Annotated in this window: 14 protein-coding genes, 1 other RNA gene and 3 pseudogenes; 9 read left to right on the forward strand and 9 right to left on the reverse strand. The window is 66.1% G+C overall.

The window, feature by feature from the left end; translation table 11 throughout:
- Positions 1-134: 134 nt before the first annotated feature.
- From A7D17_RS17785 to A7D17_RS17800, 4 genes are all read right to left on the reverse strand, one after another.
- Positions 135-872, reverse strand: a complete 738-nt coding sequence (locus A7D17_RS17785; protein ID WP_082862128.1) for an endonuclease/exonuclease/phosphatase family protein — start codon at positions 870-872, stop codon at positions 135-137.
- Positions 873-921: 49 nt separating this feature from the next.
- Positions 922-1,737 (reverse strand): thiol:disulfide interchange protein DsbA/DsbL, encoded by an 816-nt coding sequence (locus tag A7D17_RS17790; protein WP_064510306.1) that lies wholly within the window; start codon positions 1,735-1,737, stop codon positions 922-924.
- A 90-nt stretch (positions 1,738-1,827) separates the two neighbouring features.
- A complete protein-coding gene (locus A7D17_RS17795) occupies positions 1,828-2,478 on the reverse strand; it encodes a thiol:disulfide interchange protein DsbA/DsbL (protein ID WP_064510307.1) in 651 nt (216 codons plus the stop codon).
- A gap of 95 nt (positions 2,479-2,573) precedes the next feature.
- The gene (locus A7D17_RS17800) at positions 2,574-3,371 is read right to left on the reverse strand and encodes a c-type cytochrome (RefSeq protein ID WP_064510308.1); all 798 of its coding nucleotides are present in this window, start codon (positions 3,369-3,371) and stop codon (positions 2,574-2,576) included.
- Between the two features lie 144 nt (positions 3,372-3,515).
- On the opposite strand from A7D17_RS17800, the gene yihA reads away from it, so the two are divergent.
- From yihA to A7D17_RS17815, 3 genes are all read left to right on the forward strand, one after another.
- Complete coding sequence (gene yihA, locus A7D17_RS17805) at positions 3,516-4,139, forward strand: ribosome biogenesis GTP-binding protein YihA/YsxC (protein WP_064510309.1); 624 nt, start codon at positions 3,516-3,518, stop codon at positions 4,137-4,139.
- 438 nt (positions 4,140-4,577) lie between these two features.
- Complete coding sequence (locus A7D17_RS17810) at positions 4,578-5,942, forward strand: glutamate--cysteine ligase (protein ID WP_064510310.1); 1,365 nt, start codon at positions 4,578-4,580, stop codon at positions 5,940-5,942.
- Positions 5,943-6,110: 168 nt separating this feature from the next.
- A non-coding RNA gene (locus tag A7D17_RS17815) (sX9 sRNA) lies at positions 6,111-6,187 on the forward strand.
- Between the two features lie 122 nt (positions 6,188-6,309).
- On the opposite strand, the pseudogene A7D17_RS17820 reads toward A7D17_RS17815, so the two are convergent.
- From A7D17_RS17820 to A7D17_RS17825, 3 genes and pseudogenes are all read right to left on the reverse strand, one after another.
- Positions 6,310-7,338 (reverse strand): annotated as a pseudogene (locus A7D17_RS17820) (ATP-binding protein); the annotation flags it as partial.
- Positions 7,339-7,469: 131 nt separating this feature from the next.
- Positions 7,470-7,794: pseudogene (locus A7D17_RS25275) on the reverse strand (two-component sensor histidine kinase); the annotation flags it as partial.
- Complete coding sequence (locus tag A7D17_RS17825) at positions 7,791-8,510, reverse strand: response regulator (protein WP_082862115.1); 720 nt, start codon at positions 8,508-8,510, stop codon at positions 7,791-7,793. The pseudogene A7D17_RS25275 and the gene A7D17_RS17825, both read right to left, overlap by 4 nt.
- 143 nt (positions 8,511-8,653) lie before the next feature.
- Between A7D17_RS17825 and A7D17_RS17830 the strand changes: the two genes are divergently transcribed.
- Positions 8,654-9,754 (forward strand): glycosyltransferase, encoded by a 1,101-nt coding sequence (locus A7D17_RS17830; RefSeq protein ID WP_064510339.1) that lies wholly within the window; start codon positions 8,654-8,656, stop codon positions 9,752-9,754.
- 86 nt (positions 9,755-9,840) lie between these two features.
- Here A7D17_RS17830 and A7D17_RS17835 read toward each other — a convergent pair whose 3' ends face one another.
- Positions 9,841-11,013, reverse strand: a complete 1,173-nt coding sequence (locus tag A7D17_RS17835; protein ID WP_064510312.1) for a TDT family transporter — start codon at positions 11,011-11,013, stop codon at positions 9,841-9,843.
- A 101-nt stretch (positions 11,014-11,114) separates the two neighbouring features.
- Between A7D17_RS17835 and A7D17_RS17840 the strand changes: the two genes are divergently transcribed.
- The 5 genes from A7D17_RS17840 to fghA all read left to right on the forward strand — a co-directional run bounded on the left by A7D17_RS17840 (position 11,115) and on the right by fghA (position 15,224).
- Positions 11,115-12,029 (forward strand): LysR family transcriptional regulator, encoded by a 915-nt coding sequence (locus A7D17_RS17840; protein ID WP_064510313.1) that lies wholly within the window; start codon positions 11,115-11,117, stop codon positions 12,027-12,029.
- A 213-nt stretch (positions 12,030-12,242) separates the two neighbouring features.
- Complete coding sequence (locus A7D17_RS17845) at positions 12,243-12,518, forward strand: metal/formaldehyde-sensitive transcriptional repressor (RefSeq protein ID WP_046963271.1); 276 nt, start codon at positions 12,243-12,245, stop codon at positions 12,516-12,518.
- A 62-nt stretch (positions 12,519-12,580) separates the two neighbouring features.
- Positions 12,581-13,690, forward strand: a complete 1,110-nt coding sequence (locus A7D17_RS17850; protein WP_064510314.1) for an S-(hydroxymethyl)glutathione dehydrogenase/class III alcohol dehydrogenase — start codon at positions 12,581-12,583, stop codon at positions 13,688-13,690.
- 68 nt (positions 13,691-13,758) lie between these two features.
- Complete coding sequence (gene gfa / locus A7D17_RS17855; RefSeq protein ID WP_064510315.1) at positions 13,759-14,334, forward strand: S-(hydroxymethyl)glutathione synthase; 576 nt, start codon at positions 13,759-13,761, stop codon at positions 14,332-14,334.
- A gap of 59 nt (positions 14,335-14,393) precedes the next feature.
- The gene (gene fghA, locus A7D17_RS17860) at positions 14,394-15,224 is read left to right on the forward strand and encodes an S-formylglutathione hydrolase (protein ID WP_064510316.1); all 831 of its coding nucleotides are present in this window, start codon (positions 14,394-14,396) and stop codon (positions 15,222-15,224) included.
- A 270-nt stretch (positions 15,225-15,494) separates the two neighbouring features.
- Here fghA and A7D17_RS23730 read toward each other — a convergent pair.
- A pseudogene (locus A7D17_RS23730) lies at positions 15,495-15,640 on the reverse strand (IS110 family transposase); the annotation flags it as partial.

Consider the following 15,640-nt stretch of genomic DNA (forward strand, 5'->3'; position numbering starts at 1 on the left):
ACCGACGCACTCATACGCTGCGTATCACGTGACGTGCTCCCAACGAAAAACCGCCTGCGTTATCGCACAGGCGGTGTCTAGGGGGTGTCGTCGGTCGAGTTCGCCAGTGCGAACCCGTCGGCACTTTGCGTGCGCTAGCGCAGTAACTGCAGCGGAACGCGGATATCCATACCGACTGCCAGGTGATCGGAGAACGCGGCAGGAATGGCCTCGGTGTGTTCGATCACCAGGCTGTCGCTGACCAGGATATGGTCGATGGCACGATCCGGCCGCCAGCTGGGAAAGGTGTGCACCACGCAGCCCGGAGGCTGTAATCGGGTATGGCGGTACAGGGCCTGCATTTCCGGGCGGTCGGCCACGCAGTTGAAATCGCCCATCAACATCACATTGGGATGCTCGGACAACAGTTCGGCAATGAAGGCCAGCTGCGCCATGCGCGAGTTGGCGCCCAGCGACAGATGCGCCACTGCCACGGCAAGGCCATCGCGGCCCTGCCCGAACTTGGCCAGCAGGATGCCGCGCCCGCCGATGCGGCCGGGCAGGGCATGGTCCTGCACTTCCAGCGGTTCCAGCTTGCTCAGCAGGCCGTTGGCGCTGGAGGCCACCCCGCCCATGCGGCGGTTGGGTTGATGGCTCCAGTAGTGGAAACCGGCACGTTCGGCCAGATAGTGGGTCTGGTTGGTGAAGCCCGAGCGCAGGCTGCCGGGGTCGGCCTCCTGCAGGCCGACGATGTCGCGGTCGCCGGCCAGCTTGGCGATGCTGTCCAGGCTGGTGCGCTTTGCGCCTAGCGGCAACGCATGCGACCAGCTGCGGGTCACGTAATCGCTGTAACGGCGGGTGCTGGAGCCGGCCTGGATATTGGCGGTCAGCACCCGCAGGGTGCGCGAGTCCGAAGCGTTCACGATGCTGCGGTCACCCGGCTCACTTGGCCAGCGTGGCGCGTTCGCGCGCGATCAGGTGATCGGCGATGCGCAGCATGTCCGGGAAGCTCTGGCCCTTGACCAGGTACTTGCCGTTGACGATCAGCGACGGCGTGCCGGTGATCTTGCTGCGGGTGGCGAACTGCTTGGCGCGGTTGGTCTTGGCCGAGACGCCGAAGCTGCTCATGGTGTCGATGAAGGTCTTCTGGTCCACGCCGTACTTGGCATAGAACGCGGCGATGTCCTGCACCGAATCCTTGCCGCGCTCGCCCTTCAGGGTCTGGTCGACGTGGATGGCCTTGTACAGCGCTTCGTGGGTCTTTTCCTGCACGCCCAGGGTCTCGGCGGCGTAGAAGGCGCGGCCGTAGTCATCCCAATAGTTGCCAAACATCGCCGGCACGTAGACGAAATGCACGTCCGAGGGCAGGCCGGCCTTCCACGGGCCGATCAGCGGCTGGAACGCGTTGCAGGCCGGGCAGACATAGCCGAACACCTCGGCCACTTCGATCTTGCCGGCGGCCTGCTGGTACGGCTGACCACCTTCGATATCCACATAGTCGGTGCCGGCGACCGGCTCCGGGCCGTTGGGCGCGCGCGGGGCGGCGCTGGGCGCGGCAGGTGGCGGGGTAGTGGCGCTTTCGCCAGCAGCAGGTGGAGCCGCCGGATCGGCAGCCGGCGTCGCGGCGGCCGGAGCGGGCGCTGTTTCGGCAGCGGGCGTGGTGGCGGCGGGCGCGGTGTCGGACGAGCCGTCCTGGGCCTTGCAGGCGACCAGGATCGGGAGCAGCGCCATCAGCGTCAGGGCGAAGCGGGTCTTCATCGGATGGAATCTCCAGCGTGGGCGAGGAAAGGGCCGGGCGGCCGCGGGGCGCATGATGCCACGCGCGGCCGTCGCTGGCGGTTATGCGGTTCAGCGCTTGGCCGGCCCGGCGTGCTCGCGGGCGATGAGGTAGTCGGCAATCTTCAACATGTCCGGGTAATTTCGCGCGCCGATCAGGTAGCGCCCGTTGACGATGATGGCCGGGGTGCCGGGCAGCTTGCTGCGCTGTGCGAACTCGCGCGCCGCCTTGAGCCTGGCGTCCACCGCCTCGCTCTTGAACGTGTCCACGAAGCGCTGCTGCGGTACGCCGTAGTCGGCATAGAACGCAGCCAGTTCTTCCGGGGAGACGTTCTGGGTCGGCACGCTCTGCTTTTCGTGGATGGCATCGAACATGGCGCGGTGACTACGCTTGGCCACGCCGAGGATGTCTGCGGCGAAGTAAGCACGCGCAAACGCATCCCAGAAGCCGCCGAACGCCGCCGGCACCGGGGTGAAGCGCACGTAGGACGGTTGCTTGGCGACCCAGGCCTCCAGCACCGGCTCGAAATGCGCGCAGTGCGGGCAGGTGTAGCCGAACACTTCCACCACTTCGACCTTGCCGGCCAGCGGCGCGTACGGCTGGCCGCCGTCGATCAGGGTGTAGTCCTCGCCTTCGACCGGCGCGGCCTTCTTGTCGGCGGCACAGGCCGCCAGCGGCACCAGGATCAACAACAGCAGGGACAAACGGGAAAACAGGTTCATGCAGGCTCCGTGGGGGATGAGAGAGGGGGCGGGAAACGACGACGCCGGTCGCGGGACCGGCGTCGTGACACGGTGGGGCAGGTGGGCGCCTCAGCTCATGAGCGCGCCGGTGTCCCGGCAGGCGTCTGTGCAGCGGCGGCATCGTCGGCGCGGTCGTGCAGACCTTGCAGATAGCTGGACAGCGCCTGGATCTCCTGCTCGGTCAGCGGGCGTGCCACCTGCGCCATGATATTGAACAGCGCCGGATTGCGCTCCTGGGTGGTGCCGGCCTGGTATTCCTTCAGGCGCCGCGCCACGTACTCGGCGTGCTGGCCGCCCAGGCGCGGATAGGCCGGGCCCGGGTTGCCGCCACCAGACGGGCCATGGCAGGCCATGCATGCCGGGACCCCACGCGCCACGTCGCCGCCGCGGTAAAGCTTTTCGCCAACTTCGTAGAACTTCATCCCCTGGTACGGACCCTCGGCGATCACCGCATCGTCGGCCACGCCGGCGGCGGACTTCTGGGTGGCGAAATAGGCGCCCAGGTCGCGCATGTCCTGCGCGGTGAGGTCCTTGACGAAGGGCACCATCACCGCCGACATCCCGGTATTGCGCTCGCCGCTGGCGATCAAGGCCACCTGATGCGCAACGTAGCGCTCGGTTTGCCCGGCGATGCGCGGATACATCGCCACCGCCGGATTGCCGTCCGGGCCGTGGCAGGCCGCGCAGGCGGCCGCCTTGGCCTGGCCGGCCTTGGCATCGCCCCAGGTGGTCTTGGCCAGATCCACCTCCAGCGGCGCAACCCGCACGGGCGGTGGATCGGGGATCGGCGTGACCGCCGATTGCGCAAACGCCACGGCCGCAACGACCGGCACGGCGAGGGCGGCGAGGACTAGCACACGAGCATGGCGCATCAGCTAAAGCTCCGTATGGACCCGGCCCGCGCGCGTTGGGTACTGGCTGTGGCAGGCGTACTTCGATTATCGACACGCCTTTGCGCCAGGGTCAACGAACAGTGCAGCAAAACCGGCAGCGCCCGAACGTGCGATCCTAGGGGGATGTCGCTCCTTATCGAACAAGCCCGCTACCACCTGTCCGCCCACAACGCCCGGCAATTGCCCGACGATGGCGGCTACGAGGTCGCCTTCGCCGGCCGCTCCAACGCCGGAAAATCCAGCGCGCTCAACGCGCTGACCCGCCAGAACGCACTGGCCCGGGTGTCAAAGACCCCCGGCCGCACCCAGCAGTTGGTGTTCTTCCAGATCCAGCCCGAGCGCTATCTGGTGGATCTGCCCGGTTACGGCTACGCCAAGGTGCCGCAGGACCTGCAGGCGCACTGGCAGGCGTTCATCGACCGCTATTTCCGCACCCGCGAGGCGCTGCGCGGCCTGGTGGTGGTGATGGACATCCGCCATCCGCTCAAGGATTACGACCTGCAGATGCTCGGCTATGCGGCCGAGCGCGGCCTGCCCGCGCACGGTTTGCTGACCAAGGCCGACAAGCTCGGCCGTGGCCAGCAGATGCAGACCCTGCAGAAGGTCAAGAAGGAAGTGACCTCGCGCTTTGGCGACAGCGTGACCGTGCAGACCTACTCGGGCGAATCGCGCCAGGGCGTGGACGAACTGCGCGGCATCGTCGGCGGTTGGCTGGGCCTGGACGTGGAAACCACCACGCCGCAATGATGCCGTGCAACACGATTGTCAGGCCTGGGCCGATGCCCAGGGTGTCATAGCGGCGGCGGACTTCGGTCCGCCGTTTGCGTTTCAAGCCGCATGCCGGGCGGGATGGATGGACACGAGCACGGGTGCGCGCGCTGCAGCCTGCAGGGATCGGCAGGTCGCATGCGGTCGTGGGCGTCCTGCCCAGCATGGCGGGCGAGAAGGGCTGCCGCGCTGTGATGTCGGGTCTTGCCGGAGGGCGCTGCTTGCCCGGGCCGTGCAGCCTGGCAGGTTGACGTGGATCACGCCGCCGCTGCCGGCGATGGCGGGCGCGCATCGATGGAAATGTCATGCCCTGCCGGTGTCGCCAATCCTTTCGCGCCGGGCGGTTATAGTGCGGGCCTTGCGGTGGCTGGGGAGGATCCCCACATCGTCCCACCCCTTTCGTTTGCGAGCCTGCCCTTGTCGAGTCCCAGCCACGTTGCCGAAACGCCGATCACCGAACGCGCGGAACTGGTGCAGGTCCTCGCCTCCGGCGAGAAGCCCAGCGCTGACTGGCGGATCGGCACCGAGCACGAGAAGTTCGGCTTCCAGCTCGACGACCTGCGCGCGCCCACCTTCGACGGCGCACGCGGCATCGAGGCGTTGCTGATCGGGCTGACCCGTTTCGGCTGGGAGCCGGTGCAGGAAAACGGCCATACCATCGCGCTGCTGCGCGACGGCGCATCGGTGACGCTGGAGCCGGCTGGCCAGCTGGAACTGTCAGGTGCGGCAGTGGAAACCCTGCACCACACCTGCGTGGAAACCGGCACCCATCTGGACGAAGTGGCGCAGGTGGCGGGCGAGTTGCAGCTCGGGTTCCTGGGCATGGGCTTCCAGCCCAAGTGGCGCCGCGACCAGATGCCATGGATGCCCAAAGGCCGCTACCAGATCATGAAGAACTACATGCCCAAGGTCGGTTCGCTCGGCCTGGACATGATGACGCGCACCTGCACGGTGCAGGTCAACCTGGATTACGCCACCGAAGCGGACATGGTGAAGAAGTTCCGCGTCTCGCTGGCGCTGCAGCCGATCGCCACTGCCTTGTTCGCCGATTCGCCGTTCACCGAGGGCAAGCCCAACGGCTACCTGAGCTACCGCTCGCATATCTGGACCGACACCGACGCCGACCGCACCGGCATGCTGGATTTCGTGTTCGAGGACGGCTTCAGCTACGAGCGTTACGTCGATTACCTGCTCGATGTGCCGATGTATTTCTCGTACCGCAACGGCGTCTATGTCGATGCCAGCGGGCAGAGCTTCCGCGATTTCATGCAAGGCAAGCTGCCGGCATTGCCGGGCGCATTGCCGACGCTGCGCGACTGGTCCGATCACATGACCACCGCATTCCCGGAAGTGCGTTTGAAGAAGTATCTGGAAATGCGCGGCGCCGATGCCGGTCCGTGGAATCGCCTGTGCGCACTGTCGGCGTTCTGGGTGGGTCTGCTGTACGACGACACCGCTCTGGATGCGGCCTGGGACCTGGTCAAGGATTTCAGCCCCACCGAGCGCCACGCCTTGCGTGATGGCGTGCCCAGGCATGCATTGGGCCTGCCGTTCCGCAATGGCACCGTGCGCGACCTGGCGGTGGAGGCGGTCAACATCGCCCGCGAGGGACTGCGCCGGCGTGCGCGCCTGAATCGCGACGGCCAGGACGAAACCGGGTTTCTGGATGTGATTGCCGAGATCGCCGAGAGCGGGATCACCGCCGCCGAGCGCAAGCTGGCGCTGTATCACGGCGCGTGGAAGGGCGATGTCGATCACGTGTTCCGCGAGTTCGCCTACTGAATCGAGACCGGCAGTGACGGACGCGCTGGCATTGCCGCGCGTCTGGCCGGGTCTTGATGTGGAATGCGCTGGGGGCGAGGTGGAGTGCTTGCGCTGTTTCCACCAAAAGCAGCGAACACAACGACTGCGCTGCCGCCAGGCGGGCGCGGGCGTTGTCCGGAGTCGGCGGCGGGCTACGCGTCCGCTCAGGTTTCGGATGCCCTGTCCACACGCACCTGACGACTGCTCGCCACGCGTTGTCAGCTTTCTGAGCCGTCTTCGCAAGGGCTGCCGACTTGCGGGCAGTGCTGAAGCCGGATACTGATCGCCACGTGTCCACGCCCACATGATCGATCTAAGCCCCAGTGACCGACCGGCGTGCTCGAGGTCAGCGCCGCTCCGGCATGCACGGCAGGCGCACGGTCACGCGCAGCCCGCCCTGGGCGCGATTGTCCAGGCGCAGGTCGCCGCCATGGGCCAGCACGATGCTGTGCGCCACCGACAGGCCCAGGCCGATGCCGCCGGTGCCGCGGTTGCGCGAGGACTCGCCGCGCACGAACGGCAGCAGCAATTGTTCGCGCTGCGACGGATCGATGCCCGGGCCGTCATCGTCGATCCAGAGCACCCCGTCTTCGCCGTCGCGCTGGAGTTGCAGGCGTGCGCATTTGCCGTATTTCAGCGCATTTTCGAGCAGATTCATCACCGCGCGGCGCAATGCCAATGGGTCGCCATCCAGGGTGATCGCCGGGCCGGGCAGTAGCACCGCGTCGGCGCCGATGTCGGTGGCATTGTCGACCACGCTCTCCACCAGCAGGCGCAGATCCAGCGGCGCGCGTTCGCCGCGATGACGATCGTTCTGGATGAAATCCAGTGCTGCGGAAATCATCGCCTTCATCTCGTCGATATCGGCCAGGGCCTTGTCGCGCAGTGGCGGTTGCAGGTCGTCCAGGCGAAACGACAACCGTGCCAGCGGCGTGCGCAGGTCGTGCGCGATGGCAGCGACCATGTGGGTGCGCTCGTTGATCAGGCGGTTCAGGCGGCCCTGCATGGCATTGAACGAATCGGCCGCACGCACGATCTCCGGCGGGCCGCTGCGCTGCAGGGCGGCGGCGTGGGGATTGCGGCCCAGTCGGTCGGCAGCTTCGGCAAAGCGCTTGATCGGCGCCGACAATGCGCGTGAGAACCACCAGGCCAGCGGCACATTGGCCAGCAGGCCGGCCAGAAACAGCAGCACGATATGGGTCTTGAACTCGGCCGACAGCCGCCGGCGCGGTGATTCCACCGTGCGCCAGCGGCCATCGGGCTGCTGCAGTGCGGCGGTGAAGCCGTCCAGCAGCGGCACGCCGGGCGTCAGCCGTTCGCTTTCCCAATCCTCCGGCGACTGGGCCGGGCGCAGCCCGTTGCCGAAAGGGGCCGCATCGGCCGCCCGGTTTGGGTGCCAGCGGGGTGCCATCGGCGGCGAGCTGCCGCGGCCTTCGGCTTCGCTGTTGGGTTGCAGATCGGGCGCACGCTGCGCCTGGTCGCTGTCCGGGAACGGGTCGTTGCGGCCCTCTGCACTGCGGTAGAACCGCACGTGGCGCTTGTCCACATCCAGCCAATGGGCCAGCAGCATTTCCGCGAACGGGTCGCGGACCTGGTCTGCCGGGGGTGTCGGCGCCTGCGCACCATCGTGCACCTTCAGGGTCTGGGTGCCGGCCGGCATGCGCGTGGACAGCAGTGCCACCACTTCCGGCGGATGCACCGGCGGCTCGTAGACCGGGGTCCGCATCACCAGCAGGGCAATACCGATGATCTGGGCGGTGAGCAGGGCCACCGCCAGCAACACGAAAGTACGGGCAAAGATCGACAGCCCGCGCCGTGCCGGTTTGCTCACAGGCGCGAGACGCTCGGCAGCAGCATGTAGCCTTCGTTACGTACGGTGCGAATCAACTCGGTATGGACGCGCTCATTGATCTTGCGGCGCAGGCGGCTGATCTGGCTGTCGATGGCGCGGTCGTAGACATCGGTGTCGCGGCCACGGGCATAGTCCAGCAGCTGATCGCGGCTGAGCACGCGCTGCGGGTGCTCGACGAAGGTGCGCAGCAGGGCGAATTCGCCGTCGGACAGATTGATGAAGATGCCGGTGGGGTCGCGCAGGTCGCGCCGCACCACGTCCAGCCGCCAGCCGGCGAATTCGTAGACGTTGCCGCGCTGGTCGGCCTGCTCGCTGCTGGCCTGGCTGCGGCGCAGCAGTGCACGCACGCGGGCCAGCAACTCCCGCGGATTGCAGGGTTTGGCGAGGTAGTCGTCGGCACCCACTTCCAGGCCGATGATGCGGTCGGTATCGTTGCCCAACGCGCTGAGCATGATGACCGCCGGTGAACCGCGCTCGCTGGCCAGGGCGCGGGCTGCGCTCAGCCCATCTTCTCCAGGCATCATCACGTCGAGTACGATGAGATCCGGACGCTGCCGTGCCATGCTGGTGCGCATGTCCGCCACGTTCTCGGCCACGTCCACCTGGTAGCCATGGGCGCTCAGGAACTCGCCGATCAGCTTGCGCAGGTCGGGGTCGTCGTCGACCACAAGAACACGGGGTTGCTGCAGGTCCATGGAAGTCGTCATCGGTGGCACGGACGCTGGCCCGCGCAGGGTGGAGGCTGAGGCTGCCGGATACATGGTGCTCGCAGGTACATGGCTGGAACAGCCATCATAATGATCGAATTTGTCAACCATTGGCACACGTGCAAAGCGACATGACGGGACGAGACATTACACAGGACATCATCGCTTCGACACTGTGCCACCCCGGTGGCGAGCGTGCGCATGGCAAGGCATTTCCGATGATGCGGGTGATCAGCCGCGACAATGGCGTGGGCCTGACCCGTGACATGGTACTGATGGCGCAGACCCTGCGTGCCGGCGGCGTGCCGGTGCAAGAGCTGGGTTTCACCAGTCAGCGGCTGCAGGATACCGGGCGCGAAATCCGGCTGTGGGCCAGTCGCGCACTGTTTGGCCGGGTGCCGTTGCAGATCTTTTCCGAACGCGTCTACGCGCGCTGCCTGCCGTTGGGGCAGAGGAATCTGCTGGTGCCCAACCCGGAGTGGCTGTTGCCCAAATGGTTGCCGTTGCTGCCGAAGTTCGATGCGGTGTTGTGCAAGACCCACCACGCCGAGCGCATCTTCCAGAACCTGGGCTGCACCACACGCTACATCGGCTTCACCAGCCCAGACCGCTTCGATGCGCAGGTGCCGCGCCAGCGCGCATTCTTCCATCTTGCCGGGCGCAGTACCGCCAAGGGCACGCGGGTATTGCTGGAGACCTGGAAGCAGCACCCGGAATGGCCGTTGCTGACGGTGGTGCAGAACCCGCGCACCGCCGGCAAGCCGGTGGTTGCGCCCAATATCGATCACCGGGTCCGCTATCTGGACGACGCCGAACTGCGCCGGTTGCAGAACGCGCACCTGTTCCACATCTGCCCTTCCGAGGCCGAAGGCTTCGGGCATTACCTGATGGAGGCGCTCAGCGTGGGAGCGGTGACCCTGGCCACCGATGGCGAACCCATGAACGAGCTGGTCAGCCCGGAGCATGGCGTGCTGATCCCGGTGGCCGAGGTGCGTCAGCGGCGCCTGGCGTCGTATTACTACGTTGATGGGCCAGGCATTGCGCATGCGGTGGAGGCTGCACTGGCGCTGTCGCAGACAGCGCTCGATCACCTGTCGGCCAATGCCCGTGCGTTCTACCAGGCCAATGACAGCGCATTTCCGGCGCGCTTCCGCGCTGCGGTGCTGGCCTCGCTACCCGAGCACGCCGCCGAGGCGGCGATCGGTGCGGCACCCGTAGTCGTCGAGCGCTGATCTGGCGCTGCGGCCGGTTGCAACACCGCCTGCCGCCGCTGCACGCGGTGCGCCAGCGCATTGGCTGCTGCTGTCCACCACACGCGTCACTGCGCGGCGGCATCCCGCTGCGCATCGGAAAGGCATGGCGACACGAACAGGTCGCCGCGATACGCGCCCAGCGCAGTCCTGCTTGCCGTGACCGCCCAGAACGCCGCCAGTGCCAACACCAGCACCGTGCCGGTGACATCGAAGAACGCCAGGTGCAGCGCGGTACCGAGTTTCAGGCTGGCCAGCGCGTACACGCCCAGCGGAAAGGTGAAGCCCCACCAGCCGAGGTTGAATGGCACTTCGGCACGGAAGTAACCGGCCGTGATCAACCCCGCCAGCAGCAGCCACCACGCCCCCGCGCCCCAGAACAGCACCGCACCCATCACGCCCAGACCACCGGCGATGCGTCCGATCTCGGCCAGGCCATGCGCGGCGAAAATGGCGGGAGCGTGCTGGCCGATCGACAGCATGCCCAGTGCAGCGGTGCCGAGCGGGCCGAGTGACAGCCAGATCGAGGCCGCCATGCTGGCCGGCGGCAGCGGACGCAACGCCATACGCAGCAGCAGGATCACCAGCATGCTCATCGCCACCGGTACCGAGTACGCCCATAGCGCGTAGCTGGCGATGGTCACAACGAATTGCGTCTGCGGATCTGCCAGCTGCGCTGCCAACAGGCCGCCGCTGGCAGCGGCCACCTCGGCGGCGACCACCGGCAGCAGCCACAGCGCAGTCATGTCCTGGAGGCGATGCTGATGGCGGGTGAACATCAGATACGGCACGCCCACCCCGCATGCCAGTGCAAGTGCCACATCCATCCACCACAGCGCCTCGGCCAGTGGGACAACGGCACTGCCCCAGCGAGGCACGCCGTACAGCAGCAGGCCGTTGATCACGGTCGCCAGCCCCATCGGAATGGTGCCCAGGAACAGCGCCGCAGAGGCATGCCCGACGATCCGCCGGGCTTCATCAAAAAAGAGCACCCAGCGTGCCGCATACAGCAGGCTGAACAACAGGAACAGGGCGCCGTTGCACAGCCACAAGAGTTCGCCCACGGCGGCCAGGGCCGGGCTATGCCGGGGCAGTTGCCCGAGCGCCAGCGCGAAGACGCCGGTGCCCATGGTGGCGGCAAACCAGTTCGGGGCGAACTGACGGACGAGCTCGCGTTGGCCGGACAACGCAGTCAAGGGACGAAGTCGCCGGGTGCCCGGCAGTGCGTTGGGAGTGCGCATGATCAGAGGCGATGCGATGGTGATGGCCGTAGTGTCGAACCGATGGGTATAGCTGTAAAACGGGTAATATCGATAGCGATTACCCGGAAAGCAGGTAGGTCGTGCGTCTGACGCTGCGCCAGCTCCAGATCTTCTGCGCCATCGCCCAGCATGGCAGCACCACCGGTGCCGGGCTGGCCGTGGCGTTGTCGCAGTCGGCCACCAGTGCGGCGCTCAACGACCTGGAGCATGCGCTGGACACGCAGCTGTTCGATCGGGTGGGCAAGCGGCTGGTGCTCAACGATGTCGGTGCCGCACTGCTGCCGCAGGCACGCAAGCTGCTCGATGGCGCCCACGCGATCGAGGCCGGAGTCACGCCGGGCGCTGCCGCGTTGGCAGGTCGCCTGAAGATTGGCTGCAGTACGACCATCGGCAACTACGTGTTGCCGCTGGTGCTGCGGGCGCTGCACACGCAGGCACCCGGGTTGCGCATGGACATGGACAGCGCCAACAGCAGCAGTATTGCCGGCAAGGTGGCGAACTTCGAGCTCGATATGGGCCTGATCGAAGGGCCGTGTCATCTGCCGGAACTGCACGCCGAACCCTGGTTGCTGGATGAGCTGGTGGTGGTGGTCGGCAGCCGGCATGCGTTGGCCAAGCGGTCCAGGGTCACGCCGGCCCAGCTGCGCGATGCCGACTGGCTGCTGCGCGAGCCAGGCTCGGGCACGCGCGAAGAAGTAGAACAGGCGCTGCTGCGGCATCTGCATACGCTCTCCGATACCCGCCAGATCGGCAGCTCCGAGGCGATCAAGAACATGCTGGTGCAAGGGGTGGGCGTGAGCTGTCTGTCGCGGTGGGTGGTGGACGGGCTGATCGCATCGAAGAAGCTGCAGCCACTCAGCAGCGGGCTGCCGCGGTTGACCCGGCGGTTCTTCCTGATTTGGCATCGCGACAAGTTCTTTTCGCCGAACCTGCAGCGCTTCCGCGATGCCTGCAGGCAGTTCAAGCAGACCCGTGAGGCGTCCGCGGGGCGCTAGACCTCTTCGCGCGCTGCGCACGCGGGTGCGGCAATGCAGCAGGTGCTGCCTTCCGGCCTGATCAAAAGGCGCCGAAGCGCAGCTTGGCGCTGGTGTGAGCGCCACCACTGTTCATGGCAAGTTCTCTGCGGGATGCAGCATTGCCTGCATCGGCATCGCTTTTTTTCCGGATTTCCCTATACTGCCCCCCAGTATCCTGGGTCGAGGGCCGGCATGCCGCATTCACCGCTGGAAAAGAAACGCGCACTGGCGCGGGTACGGCGCTTGCGCGGGCAGTGCGACGCGCTTGAGCGCGCGCTGCAGTCGGGCGCAGACTGCGCCCCGGTGCTACAGCAGATCGCCGCGATCCGGGGGGCCGTCAATGGGCTGATGTCGCAGGTACTTGAAGCGCATATCCGTGAAGATTTCGGGCATGCCGCCGCGTCCGATGCGCAACGTGCCGAACGCGTGCAGGACCTGCTCGGTCTGGTCCGGTCCTACCTCAAATGAACTCCCACCGGGCCGGCATCGCCGCGCCCGTCCCCGAACATCCCTGTCAGGAGCGTTATTCCATGAAATCCCGTGCAGCAGTTGCATTCGGACCCGGCAAGCCGCTGGAAATCGTCGAGATCGACGTCGCACCGCCGAAGGCTGGCGAAGTGCTGGTCCGCATCACCCATACCGGCGTGTGCCACACCGATGCCTTCACGCTGTCCGGTGACGACCCGGAAGGCATCTTCCCGTCGGTGCTCGGCCACGAAGGCGGCGGCATTGTCGAGCAGGTGGGCGAAGGCGTCACCAGCGTCAAGGTCGGTGACCACGTCATCCCGCTGTACACCGCCGAATGCCGCAAGTGCAAGTTCTGCCTGTCCGGCAAGACCAACCTGTGCCAGGCGGTGCGCGCCACCCAGGGCAAGGGCCTGATGCCGGACGGCACCACGCGCTTTTCCTATAACGGCGAGCCGATTTACCACTACATGGGCTGCAGCACCTTCAGCGAATACACCGTGGTGCCGGAGATCTCGCTGGCGGTGGTCAATCCGGAGGCGCCGCTGGAAAAGGTCTGCCTGCTCGGTTGCGGCGTCACGACCGGCATCGGTGCGGTGCACAACACCGCCAAGGTCAAGCCGGGCGAAAGCGTGGCGGTGTTCGGTCTGGGCGGCATCGGGCTGGCGGTGATCCAGGGCGCGGTGCAGGCCAAGGCCGGGCGCATCCTGGCCATCGACACCAACCCTGGCAAGTTCGAGCTTGCGCGCAGCATGGGCGCCACCGACTGCATCAATCCGAAGGATTACGACAAGCCGATCCAGGACGTCATCGTCGAGCTGACCGACGGCGGGGTGGATTTCAGCTTCGAGTGCATCGGCAACGTCAACGTGATGCGTTCGGCACTGGAGTGTTGCCACAAGGGGTGGGGCGAGAGCGTCATCATCGGTGTGGCCGGCGCAGGCCAGGAAATCAGCACCCGTCCATTCCAGCTGGTGACCGGCCGCGTGTGGCGCGGCTCGGCATTCGGTGGGGTCAAGGGCCGCACGCAATTGCCGGGCATGGTGGAGCAGTCGATGAAGGGCGAGATCGATCTGGATCCGTTCATCACCCACACCATGCCGCTGGACGAGATCAACCACGCCTTCGACCTGATGCATGAAGGCAAGTCGATCCGCACCGTGATTCATTTCTGACCAGACGGCCAGGAGCGGCGCGCGGCCGCTTCCGCGCACGTGGGACCCGAGACTCCGGGAGGGGCGTAATGACTAATGTGTCGATTCATCCTTCGGTAGATGGTGGTGTTGCGCGAGGCGGTGCAGAGAACTTTCAGGGGGGAACCCTGGAGTGCCACTGCGCCACCGACAAGGTCACGGTAGAAGTGGCTGCGCAGACCGCGCACAACCACGCATGCGGCTGCAGTAAATGCTGGAAACCCGAGGGCGCGACCTTTTCGGTGATCGCGGTGGCGCCGCGGGACAAGGTCAAGGTGACCGCGCACGAAGAAAAGCTGAAGATCGTCGATGAAAGCGCGGCGATCCAGCGCCATGCCTGCACCGGCTGCGGTGTGCACCTGTTCGGCCGCATCGAGAACAAGGAGCATGCGTTCTACGGACTGGATTTCGTGCACACCGAGTTGTCCAGGCAGCAGGGCTGGTCGGCGCCGGGATTTGCCGCTTTTGTCTCGTCCATCATCGAAACCGGCACGCCGCCGGAGCAGATGGATGGCGTGCGTGCGCGCCTGACCGAGCTGGGCTTGCCGCCCTACGACTGCCTGTCGCCGGCGTTGATGGATGCGTTGTCGACGCAGGTGGCACGCAAGAAGGGTTTGCTGCATTGATGGTCCAACCCTGCGGCCGGCGATCCGGCCGCAGGGTTTTCTCTTCGTAAGGAATCTTCATGGAACGTATCGAACACCGCGCCTGTTTCGGCGGCTGGCAGGATGTGTATCGGCATCAGTCGCAGAGCCTGGCGTGCAGCATGCAGGTTGGTGTCTATCTTCCACCGCAGGCGGCCGATGGCCCATTGCCGGTGCTGTACTGGCTTAGCGGTCTGACCTGTACCGAGCAGAATTTCATCAGCAAGGCCGGCGCGCAGCGCTATGCCGCCGAGCACGGCGTGATCCTGGTGGCGCCGGATACCAGCCCGCGCGGCGACGATGTGGCCGATGCGGAAGGCTACGACATCGGTAAAGGCGCCGGCTTCTACGTCGATGCCACGCAGCAGCCGTGGGCGGCGCACTACCGTATGTACGACTACGTGGTGAATGAATTGCCGGCGCTGATCGAGGCGCATTTCGCCACCACCGGTGCGCGTGCCATCAGCGGCCATTCGATGGGCGGGCATGGCGCCTTGACCATCGCATTGAAGAACCCGGGCCGCTATCGCAGCGTGTCGGCGTTCTCGCCGATCGTGGCACCCAGTCAGGTGCCGTGGGGCGAAAAAGCGTTTGGGCAGTATCTGGGCGAGGATCGCGCTGCCTGGAAGGCCTACGATGCCACTGCGCTCATTGCGCAGGCGCAGGAGCGGCTGCCGTTGCTGATCGATCAGGGAGATGCTGACGAATTTCTGGAAAATCAGCTGAAAACCGTCCTGTTCGAACAGGCGGCCAAGGCCGCGGCGTATCCGGTGAGCGTGCGCATGCAGCCCGGATACGACCATAGTTATTACTTCATCGCCAGTTTCATTGGCGAGCACATCGCACAGCATGCTGCGGCGTTGCGCGGGTGATGGGGTGCGGTTGAGGGTGTGATTGGGCGGGACGGGATGGCACGGGATGGCACGGGCAAAGTGGCAGGCCTTTCGCAGTCCCGGGTCGCACCGGGTGGTGGCAACGCAGACGACCGCAGACCGCAAGTGGTCCCCTTCTCCCTCGGGGAGCAGGGGACCCGAAGGGGTGGACGAGGGGAAGGGCGAGGCCGCATGCGGTTAAACGTAGCGAGCGCTTTGCCACCTACCCTCACCCCAATCCCTCTGCCGGCGGGAGAGCAACTGTCTTGATCAACTGGTGGCGGCAGCCGCCAGTTGATCCCGCATCTTGGCGTTGAGGATGACCAGCAACTTGCGCATGGCCGCCACCAGAGCCACCTTGCCAGCCTTGCCCTTGGCACGTAGGCGTTGATAAAACTCGCGCAGCGACGGGTTGA

Source organism: Xanthomonas floridensis (assembly GCF_001642575.1).
GTDB classification, from domain to species: domain Bacteria; phylum Pseudomonadota; class Gammaproteobacteria; order Xanthomonadales; family Xanthomonadaceae; genus Xanthomonas; species Xanthomonas floridensis.

Bases quoted from the DNA above. Each gene is read 5' to 3' on its own strand.
- A7D17_RS17790 (WP_064510306.1), bottom strand. From the start codon at position 1,737: ATGAAGACCCGCTTCGCCCTGACGCTGATGGCGCTGCTCCCGATCCTG.
- A7D17_RS17795 (WP_064510307.1), bottom strand. From the start codon at position 2,478: ATGAACCTGTTTTCCCGTTTGTCCCTGCTGTTGTTGATCCTGGTGCCG.
- A7D17_RS17800 (WP_064510308.1), bottom strand. From the start codon at position 3,371: ATGCGCCATGCTCGTGTGCTAGTCCTCGCCGCCCTCGCCGTGCCGGTC.
- yihA (WP_064510309.1), top strand. From the start codon at position 3,516: ATGTCGCTCCTTATCGAACAAGCCCGCTACCACCTGTCCGCCCACAAC.
- A7D17_RS17825 (WP_082862115.1), bottom strand. From the start codon at position 8,510: ATGGACCTGCAGCAACCCCGTGTTCTTGTGGTCGACGACGACCCCGAC.
- A7D17_RS17830 (WP_064510339.1), top strand. From the start codon at position 8,654: ATGACGGGACGAGACATTACACAGGACATCATCGCTTCGACACTGTGC.
- A7D17_RS17835 (WP_064510312.1), bottom strand. From the start codon at position 11,013: ATGCGCACTCCCAACGCACTGCCGGGCACCCGGCGACTTCGTCCCTTG.
- A7D17_RS17845 (WP_046963271.1), top strand. From the start codon at position 12,243: ATGCCGCATTCACCGCTGGAAAAGAAACGCGCACTGGCGCGGGTACGG.
- A7D17_RS17850 (WP_064510314.1), top strand. From the start codon at position 12,581: ATGAAATCCCGTGCAGCAGTTGCATTCGGACCCGGCAAGCCGCTGGAA.
- gfa (WP_064510315.1), top strand. From the start codon at position 13,759: ATGACTAATGTGTCGATTCATCCTTCGGTAGATGGTGGTGTTGCGCGA.
- fghA (WP_064510316.1), top strand. From the start codon at position 14,394: ATGGAACGTATCGAACACCGCGCCTGTTTCGGCGGCTGGCAGGATGTG.